Origin of the sequence: Flavobacterium sp. (genome assembly GCF_020217025.1) — a bacterium.
In the GTDB taxonomy this organism is placed as follows: domain Bacteria; phylum Bacteroidota; class Bacteroidia; order Flavobacteriales; family Flavobacteriaceae; genus Flavobacterium.
The window spans coordinates 1-10,000 of sequence record NZ_JAIWOF010000018.1 but is presented as its reverse complement, the minus strand read 5'-3'; the positions used below and the strand labels follow the sequence as shown (position 1 = coordinate 10,000).

General features: G+C 33.9%; 5 protein-coding genes. 3 read left to right on the top strand and 2 right to left on the bottom strand.

Annotated elements, in window-relative coordinates; genetic code table 11:
- Positions 1-14 precede the first annotated feature (14 nt).
- From dgt to LDL23_RS00750, 3 genes are all read left to right on the top strand, one after another.
- The gene (dgt, locus tag LDL23_RS00760; RefSeq protein WP_291263997.1) at positions 15-1,355 is read left to right on the top strand and encodes a dGTP triphosphohydrolase; all 1,341 of its coding nucleotides are present in this window, start codon (positions 15-17) and stop codon (positions 1,353-1,355) included.
- A gap of 90 nt (positions 1,356-1,445) precedes the next feature.
- Complete coding sequence (locus LDL23_RS00755; protein ID WP_291263996.1) at positions 1,446-4,751, top strand: PA domain-containing protein; 3,306 nt, start codon at positions 1,446-1,448, stop codon at positions 4,749-4,751.
- 163 nt (positions 4,752-4,914) lie between these two features.
- Positions 4,915-7,650, top strand: a complete 2,736-nt coding sequence (locus tag LDL23_RS00750) for a T9SS-dependent M36 family metallopeptidase (protein WP_291263995.1) — start codon at positions 4,915-4,917, stop codon at positions 7,648-7,650.
- A gap of 205 nt (positions 7,651-7,855) precedes the next feature.
- Here LDL23_RS00750 and LDL23_RS00745 read toward each other — a convergent pair whose 3' ends face one another.
- Together LDL23_RS00745 and LDL23_RS00740 are read right to left on the bottom strand one after the other, a co-directional pair.
- The gene (locus LDL23_RS00745) at positions 7,856-8,797 is read right to left on the bottom strand and encodes a DUF3078 domain-containing protein (protein WP_291263994.1); all 942 of its coding nucleotides are present in this window, start codon (positions 8,795-8,797) and stop codon (positions 7,856-7,858) included.
- Positions 8,790-10,000, bottom strand: a 1,211-nt coding sequence (locus LDL23_RS00740) for a 1-deoxy-D-xylulose-5-phosphate synthase (protein ID WP_291263993.1), incomplete at its 5' end; no start/stop codon positions are given. The genes LDL23_RS00740 and LDL23_RS00745, both read right to left, overlap by 8 nt.

Here is a 10,000-nt window from a genome sequence, read left to right as displayed (position 1 = left end):
TTATAAATCACATGATGCAGTGGGAACAATTATTGTCCTTAAAAAGACAAGGCGACACCAGTAAACGTTTACGAAAAGAACAAGACGACACCCGTTTAGGCTTTGAAGTAGATTATGACCGAATTATTTTTTCTGCTGCTTTCCGAAGTCTGCAAGATAAAACCCAAGTCATTCCACTTTCCAAAACCGATTTCGTACACAACCGACTAACGCATAGTTTGGAGGTTTCTGTTGTTGGACGTTCTTTAGGTCGTTTAGTTGGAAAGCAAATTATTGCAAAATATCCGCATTTACAAGAAGTGCATGGTTATCAAGCCAATGATTTTGGTGCGATTGTAGCTGCTGCGGCATTATCTCATGATATCGGAAATCCACCCTTCGGACATTCGGGAGAAAAAGCCATTGGCGAATATTTCAAAACTGGAAACGGATTGCAATACAAAGACCAATTAACCGAAAAACAATGGCAAGATCTAATCGATTTTGAAGGCAATGCCAATGGATTTTCAGTTTTAGCTTCTTCCCGAGAAGGAATCGAAGGCGGTTTGCGTATTTCGTATGCGACTTTGGGTGCTTTTATGAAATATCCGAAAGAAAGTTTGCCAAAAAAACCAACACAAAAAATCTGTGATAAAAAATACGGTTTTTTCCAGCAAGACAAAGCCTTTTTTGCTGAGGTTGCTAATGAGTTAGGATTAATTTCGAATAAATCAGGAAACGATATTGGTTTTGAGCGTCATCCGTTAGCCTATTTAGTTGAGGCAGCAGATGATATTTGTTACACGATTATCGATTTTGAAGACGGCATTAACTTAGGTTGGATTTCGGAAGAATACGCATTAGAATACCTAATCAAACTAGTTAAAAACGGAATTGATACCAAAAAATACAACGAATTACTTACTAAAGAAGATCGAATTAGTTATTTGCGTGCCTTAGCTATTGGAAGTTTAATCAACGATGCTGTAGCAGTTTTTATGGAAAACGAACAAGCTATTTTGGCTGGAGAATTTCCATTTGCTTTGATGGATAAAAGTCAGTACAAAGCACAAATGAATGACATTATCCAAATCAGTATCAAAAACGTCTATCAAAGTAAAGAAGTAATTCAGAAAGAAGTAATGGGATATAAAATCATCAATAGTTTATTAGATGGATTTTGCACCGCATATAATAAAAAAGTAAAGGGTACGGCTTCCAATTACGATGAATTACTAATGAAATTATTACCAGAACGTTTCCAATTTCAAAAAGAGAGTCTGTACGACAGACTGTTACATATTTGTCACTTTGTTTCGTTGTTAACAGATGGCAAAGCTTTAGAATTATATAAGACAATTCACGCAAATAAATGAAAATGAAAAAATAAATGGTAAAAAAATTTTAAATTTCACGTAAAATGTTAATTTTGTTGAAATTATAATAATATTAACCTCAATTTTACCATGAAAAAACAATTACTACTAACTGTAGTTGCTTTCTTTTTCTTTGTTTTTGGAAATTCTCAAACGGATGTTCAAAAAACTCAAAAAAATAAAGTGACTAATGAAGTAAGCTTACCTAGTAATTCTAAGAAAGTCGCTTCAAAAAAAGAAAAGCCTTCTAAAGAAACGATTGCTTTAAGAAAAAAACATGAACAGCATTTAGCAAATAGCCCATTCAGAAAAACGCTTGCTTTGTCTAAAGTGGAAAGAAAAGCGATGGGATTACCTCCAAATAAATATTTAGAGGAACAATGGGAACTTTCAATGAATCCAGAAACAGGGAAACCGGATATTGAAAACCTTAGATTGATAAGAGATAGATTAATCAGAGAAAGAAATGCTGCTCTTGCTGAAGGTAGAACACCTGGTGATGCAAGTGATAATAACTGGGTAGAAAGAGGTCCAAATAATGTTGGAGGAAGAACAAGAGCAATAATGTTTGATCCAAATGATCCTACTTATAATACCGTTATCGCAGGTGGTGTGAGTGGTGGTTTATGGAAAAACACCAACATATCAAGTGCTGCTTCTACTTGGACAAGAATTAATATTCCTGAAAATTTAAATGTTTCTTCAATTACATATGATCCAAATAATACAAATGTATTTTATGCAGGAACAGGAGAGTCTTATGTTTTTGGCGATGTGAGTGGTGATGGAGTTTGGAAGTCTACTAATGGAGGACTTACTTGGTCTAAAGTTTTAGGAGGAATTACAGGGCCTACAACTTTTCAATCTGCTTCAAGTTTGACCATTAATAGCCCAGCAGGGATTGCAGGTTCTTATTCTGTTATTCCTACTACAGCATTTGGTACAGCTCTTAGTGGTCCATTAACAAATAACATTGTACTGGTGTCAGATGACACAGCTCCTTCGTCAGATGGATGTGATAACATTACTAATGCAGCTGCATTAAATGGTAAAATAGCATTAATTAGAAGAGGTACTTGTTCTTTTGTTATTAAAGTAAAAGCCGCACAACTTGCTGGAGCTGTTGCCGTAATTATGATGAATAATGCAGCAGGAGCTGGCCCAGCAGCTATGGGTGGTACAGATGCTACAATAACGATTCCGTCTGTTGCTATTTCTAAAGAAGATGGAGATATTATTGAAGCTGCGGTTCTTTCAGGAACAGTTAATGGAACCTTAAACACTGCAGCGGTGGGAGTACCATCAGGGAATATAGTTCCTGGTATTCAGCATATTAATGATATTGTTGTTAAAAATAACGGAGGTGTATCTGAAATTTATGTTGCGGCAGGAGATACTTATTATTCTTCATCTGCAAATGCAACCTATCAAGGAAGTACTACATATGGAGTCTATAAATCAACAGATGGAGGTGCTAACTGGACTCTATTAACATTGCCGTTAACAGCTGGAGGAAACAGACATTGTCCAAATGATATCGAAATCGATCTAAATGGTACAATTTGGGTTTCAACAACTAATAGTTGGACCTTTGGAGATGGTGGAGGAAAAGTTTTTGCTTCAACAAACGGTGGTGCTACATTTGTAGATAAGTATACAGTTACAGGAAATGGAGGAGGAACTAGAGTTGAAATTGAAGCTTCCAATACAACAGCTAACAAGTTATATGTATTAAGTGAACTTGATCAAGCAGATGCTGCAAATCCAACAATTGAAGTTAAACTTTTAGTAACTACAGATGGTTTTGCTACTGCTCCAGCTGTTTTAGGTTTGCCAGCCGGAAACGAGACAAGAGAGACTACTTATGGTTTTACAGGCGCACAAGCTTTTTATGATTTAATGATTGAATCAGATCCTACAAATGATCAAATTTTATATGTTGGAGGTATTGACTTATACAGATCTACAAACGGGGGAACTACTTGGACAGCTATTTCTAACTGGACTTCAAATGTTCACTCTGATCAGCACGCAATGGCTTTCAAGCCTGGCAGTCCTAATGTTGGTATTTTTGGAAATGATGGAGGTGTCTATTTTACGTCAAGTTTATCAGGAACTACTGCTTCATCAAGAAATAATGGATTTAATGTAACTCAGTTTCATTCAGTAGCTGTAGCGCCAACTGGGGCTACAGGAGGAAATTTAGTTGGGGATTACTTTTCTGCTGGAGCTCAGGATAACGGGACAAATTATTTTGGTGGAGTTGGTGCAGGTGTTAATCCAAGTGTAGAATCTCAAGGTGGAGATGGTGGAACAACTGTATTTGACCAAGGAGCAGATAAATATTATATTTCAAGTTATGTGTATAATGCAAATATTAATTATAGACCAGTACCAACAGGAACTACAAGAGCTATTAGTGCTGCTGCTGAAACAAATCTTTCAAATGGTGCTTTCTATCCAGCTATGGCATTAGATTCTAGTTTAGATTTTTTATATGTTGATTATTCATCTGGAACCAGTTATATTGTTAAGCGATATGGAAATTTAAAATCTGGTCTTGTAACTAGAGTTAATTTAACAAATGCATTATTAACTAATAGCCCAACAGCTTTAAAAGTTTCTCCTTATACTACAGCTTCAACAACGTTGTTAATAGGTACAAGAAATAGTAAGTTGTTAAAAGTAACTAATGCGAATTTAGCAGCTGGTTCTCAAGTATGGACAGATATTACAGGTCCTGCTTTTGTGGGAAGTGTTTCTGATGTTGAGTTTGGTGCTACTGAAAATGAAATTTTTGTAACAATGCATAATTATGGTGTTACAAGTATTTGGTATACTGCAAATGGTACTTCTGCTACACCAACTTGGGTTAGCAAGGAAGGTAATTTACCTGATTTACCAGTAAAATGTATTTTACAAAACCCATTAAGACCAGAAGAAGTAATTATAGGAACTGATTTAGGAGTTTGGTATACCAATACATTTAACACAGCTTCTCCAGTTTGGAATCAATCTTACAATGGTATGAGCAATGTAAAAGTTCCTGATATGGATTTAAGAAATGATAATAAAGTATTTGCTGCTACTTATGGTAGAGGCATATTCTCTGGGTCATTTACTAATACTGTTTTATCAAATGAAGATATAGCAGCATTAAAAGGAATTAGAATTTATCCAAACCCATCAAATGGTGTTTTAAATATTTCTTTGGCTAATCATTCTAGTTTGGTTAATGTTGAAGTTTTTGATTTAAATGGTAGAAAAGTTTTTTCAACAGAAGAGCCTTTTTCAATGGAAAAAACATTAAACTTACAAGGTTTACAATCAGGTATGTATGTTGTTAAATTAATTGGAGAAGGATTAACTTACTCAGAAAAAATAGTCTTAAATTAGATTAAGATATATTGGATGTTTTAAAAAAGGCTTCGTTTTTCGAAGCCTTTTTTGTTTGTGATTCGATGTTTAAACAAATATTAAAATAATCTTGTTTTTTTAAAATAATAAAATAAAATCCTATATTTGGAAGAATTCCAACAAAATAACCTCCATAACTATTATGAAAAAAACATTATTTTTTTTAAGTTTTATATCTAGTTTTTTTGTTTTCTCACAGTCTCCTTCTGAAAAGATTCAGAATTATATTAATGTGAATCAAAAAAAGTTCGATTTAAAAACTAATGAACTCAACCAGTGGAAGATAGAAACTGAAACAACAGTTGAATCTGCTGGAATTGTTAATTATTTGGTACTTCAAACTTACAGTGGTATTAAAATAGACAATTCTTATATTTATTTTTGGATAAAAAATAATGAAATCATTAACTCACCTGAAGGCTTTATTTCAAATCTGTCTTCTAAAGTTAATACTACACAACCAAGACTGGGGGTTGTAGATGCTTTTGCTCAAGCTTTAGTAAAATTAAATGAAAATGTTTTCTCAACGTCCATTATTTCTGAAGAAAAGAATAAATATGAATTGGTTAATGGCGTTTTAACAGAAGATCCAATTAGAGCAGAATTAGTTTATTTTCCCAATCAAGAAGGTAATTTAATCCTATCATGGAGTTATGAATTTTATTCACAAGATGCAAAGCATTTATGGAAAGTAAAAGTAGATGCAACTACTGGTAATTTATTGGAAAAATTCGATTTAGTTCATAATTGTAATTTTGGACCAAGAGAATCACATTCGAGTTGTACATCTACTAATGCTGTGGTAAATTTTGGTCATAAAATGTTCAAATCAAATGCATTTGAGTTAATGTCACCTGGAACAACTAATTATAGAGTTATCCCATGGAATTATGAAAGTCCTAATCATTCAGCTAGACAGTTAATTACAAACCCTGAAGCAACCACTGCTTTAGCTCCTGCTACAAATGCTGCTTCACCAAATGGATGGCACAATACTAGTACCACAATTAATGGTTCATTAACGACCTATAATTATACAAGAGGAAACAATGTTTTTGCTTACTCAGACTACACTAACACAAATCCTGCAAATCCATCAACTTATGCGGCAGCCTCTTCAGGGACTTATCCAAATTTAACTTTTGATCATCCTTATGCGGGTACAGGTGCAGTTGCTACTTCCTATATTAATGCAGCAATAACTAATTTGTTTTATATGAATAATGTGATGCACGATTTGTGGTATCAATATGGTTTTACAGAAGCTAATAGAAATTTTCAAGCAGCAAATTATAGTAGAGGAGGTCTCCAAAATGATGCTGTTAATGCAGAAGCTCAAGACGCTTCACAATCTACAACTCCAAGTTTTAATAATGCAAACTTCTCTACTCCAGGCGATGGAAGTAAGCCAAGAATGCAAATGTACCTTTGGAATGTAGGACCAACTCCAAAATATTTAACTATAAATTCTCCAGCATCTATTGCAGGGGATTATAATGCTTCAAATAATGTTTTTTCACCAGGAAATGTTGCTTTATTGCCTTCTCCAGGAGTGACTCAAGATTTAGTGCTTTATGATGATGGTACTCCAGATAATTCGGATGCTTGTGGTCCAGCTGTAAATGCTTCGGCTTTAAATGGAAAAATTGCGGTTATTAGAAGAGGAGTTTGCCCTTTTGTTGAAAAAGTAAAAGCGGCACAAAATGCAGGTGCAGTTGCTGTTATCATTGTTAATAATGATGCTGCAAATCCAGATCAATTAGTAAATATGTCTGGTTCCGATGCAACCCTAACAATACCGGCTATTTTTGTGAGTTACAATGTGGGTGAAGCAATTATTGCTCAAATGGCATTAGGAACAGTTAATGGTAAAATTAAAGATGATCCTACTGGATTTATAAATTCTGATGGTGATTTTGATAATGGTATTATTGCTCATGAATACGGACACGGTATTTCAACTAGATTAGTTGGTGGAGGTGCAGGTATGTCTAGTTCAGCAGAGCAGCCTGGAGAAGGTTGGTCAGATTGGGCTTGGTTAGTAATGCAAATTAAGTCAGGAGATACTCGTAACGACGCTAGAGGAATTGGTACTTTTACAATGAATCAAGCTACAACGGGTCTAGGAATTAGAGAATACAGATATTCAACTGATATGGCGGTTAATCCTCATACTTTTGGAGATACTAATGATCAATGGTATAATGATGGAACTGCCGATAGAGTTGATGTTCATGGATTAGGTTCCATTTGGGCTGTAATGCTTTGGGATTTAACATGGAATTATATTGATAAATATGGTTATAGTTCTAACATTTATAACGGAACAGGTGGTAATAACAAAGTTATGCGATTGGTTATTGATGCAATGAAGTTAACTCCTGCAAACCCTAGCTTGATTGATTGTAGAAATGCTATAATTCAAGCTGATTTAAATACAACTAATGGACAAGACTACTGTATGATTTGGGAAACTTTTGCTAGAAGAGGTATGGGAGTAAATGCTTCTTCAGGAACAAAATCTGGTGTTGCAGGTGTTCGTGATCAAATAGAAGATTTTACTGTTCCTACTCCTGGAACAACCCCAGCTACAGGTTCTAATTGTACATTATCGGCTAATTATTTCCAAAATAGCGATATGTTTAATTTATATCCAAATCCAGCTAAATCAAGTTTTAATATAGCGATTCACAATTATAGTGGTGATTTAAATGTTACAATTTTTGATATAAATGGTAGACAAGTATTTTCTAAAAATGTTGTTGATTTTATGTCAGAATGTTTAATTAATGTAGAAGACTTAGCTAAAGGAATGTACATTGTAAGATTAAAAGGTAATGATTTGAATCATACTGAAAAGTTACTTATCAATAATTAAGCTAATAGACCTAATATTTTAAAAAAAATCCAGTAATGTTTTTACTGGATTTTTTTTAATGATTCTTAAATGATAATAGCATTGTAAAGTGTTCATTTAATGAAGGAAAAGTTAGGTAAATAAGTAAGCTCTTTCAGAACTTTAGATTATTTAAAAAAGAGAAAAGAAAAATTTTCCTTCTTTGACGACTCTATTTTTTGTTCAATTAAAAAGAATAAGTTAAACCAACTCCGAGTAATTGTTTTAACTGAACTTTTGGTCCTTTAATCACTTGAACTCCGTTTACTTCCTCTTTTGATTTAATGTCATCATCATAAACAATATGTGTACCAATATTGGCTTTTACATACTGATTTACGGTCATATCTAATTGAAGTTGCCAGTCAACATCAATATTTCCAAAATTATTTATATAGTCCGTATATAATGCGATTCGGTGTTCAAGCATAATATTTTTATACACTTCTTTTTTCCACTGATTTGTAATTAATATTCCAGTTTCGTTTCTTATATTTTTACCTTTTCTCACAAGATTACCGAATTCATCATAAATGGCTTTTTCAACCCCAAAAGCACCTTGATCAGCCAATCTTTGATCGAAAACCAAGGTTGTTTTCTGTGTTAAAGGAGAAAGATATAGGTTCAGATTCAAATCTTTTCTCGAATATTCAGCACCAATACCTAAAAATGTGTAAGCAGGTGCAAAGGGTTTTGATATTGCTAAATTGGTATTAGGATAGGCATATCCATTTGCAAATTGAGTATTGAAATTAAATTTTCCGGCGTAATACCAATTCGAAATGGAGTCTGTTCGATATCCAAATGTTGAGTTTATTTGTAGCTGGTCATCTGTTTTTCTAATTTCTTGTTTCTCTTGCTTGTTAATTCCGTAACGAGCAATTAATTCGTTTTTCCAATGAATGTTTTCTCTAATGTATGTTCTGATAAACTGTCCTTTCAAGAGCCCAGAAACAGAATTATTTCCTCCAGCATTCCAGTTTACAAAAGTTATCTGTGAAATGTCTAAACCTACTTTATTCTCTTTTTTCCAGTATGAAATAGAATCTGGTAATTTAGTTCTAATAATTTGCGCTGAAGATTGTAAACAAATAACCAACAGCCCAAATAGGTAAGCTTTTTTAAACATCTGAATAAGTATTAAATAATTGTTTTAAATGATTAACATCGATTTTGCAAAGTTGTTGTAACTCAAAAACTGTTCCATGTTCTATAAATGAATCAGGAATTCCTAAATTTATGATTGATTTATTTAGATTATTGGTTGCTATAATGGCGCTGATTTGCTCTCCAAAACCACCTGTAATTGCGCCATCTTCGATAGTAATAACCTGTTCGTGAGAATTTATAATGGATTTAACAGCATCAGCATCCAATGGTTTTATAAAAGGAAAATGATAATGTGAATATAGTTTCGAATTTTCAACTTCTTTTAAGGCTTTGGTTACATTATTACCAATAGTTCCCGTAGACAAAATTGCCACTTTCGTTCCTTCTTGAAGTTCTTTTATCGCTTCGATTTCCATTTTCTCAAAAGGTTGTTCCCAATCCACATTTTCGCCTCTTCCTCTTGGATAACGAATGGCAATCGGATGATTTAAACCTTCTGAAGCCGTAAACATCATATTTCGCAATTCGATTTCATCTTTTGGAGCTGCAATAATCATATTCGGAATACAATTCAAGTACGCAATATCAAAAACGCCGTGATGTGTAGCGCCATCTTCACCCACCAATCCAGCCCTATCTAAACAGAAAATAACGGGTAAATTCTGTAAAGCAACATCATGAATCACTTGGTCATAGGCTCGCTGCAAAAAAGTGGAATAAATATTACAAAAAACCACCATTCCTTGCGTCGCCATTCCGGCTGCTAAGGTAACAGCGTGTTGTTCTGCAATTCCAACGTCAATAGCACGTTTTGGAAAAGCTTCCATCATATAGGTCATGGAACTTCCTGTAGGCATTGCCGGAGTAATTCCAATGATTTTTTCGTTTTGTTTTGCCAATTCTACTAAAGTATGTCCAAAAACATCTTGAAATTTTGGAGGTAAATGCGATTCGTCTTTCGGGTGAATTTTTCCAGTTTCAGCATCAAATTTTCCTGGTGCGTGATATTTGACTTGATCTTCTTCCGCCAGTTGTAATCCTTTGCCTTTGGTAGTAATTACATGCAAGAATTTCGGACCTTTAACCGATTTTAATCGTTCTAATTCCGAAATCAATTTAGGTAAATCATGACCATCAATCGGACCTGAATAATCAAAATTCAAGGATTTGATGATGTTATTTTGTTTCGGATTTTTCCCTTCTTTAACTGCTGTCAAATAAT

Coding starts and splice junctions, on each gene's coding strand:
- LDL23_RS00750 (WP_291263995.1), top strand. CDS start 4,915: ATGAAAAAAACATTATTTTTTTTAAGTTTTATATCTAGTTTTTTTGTT.
- LDL23_RS00755 (WP_291263996.1), top strand. CDS start 1,446: ATGAAAAAACAATTACTACTAACTGTAGTTGCTTTCTTTTTCTTTGTT.
- dgt (WP_291263997.1), top strand. CDS start 15: ATGCAGTGGGAACAATTATTGTCCTTAAAAAGACAAGGCGACACCAGT.
- LDL23_RS00745 (WP_291263994.1), bottom strand. CDS start 8,797: ATGTTTAAAAAAGCTTACCTATTTGGGCTGTTGGTTATTTGTTTACAA.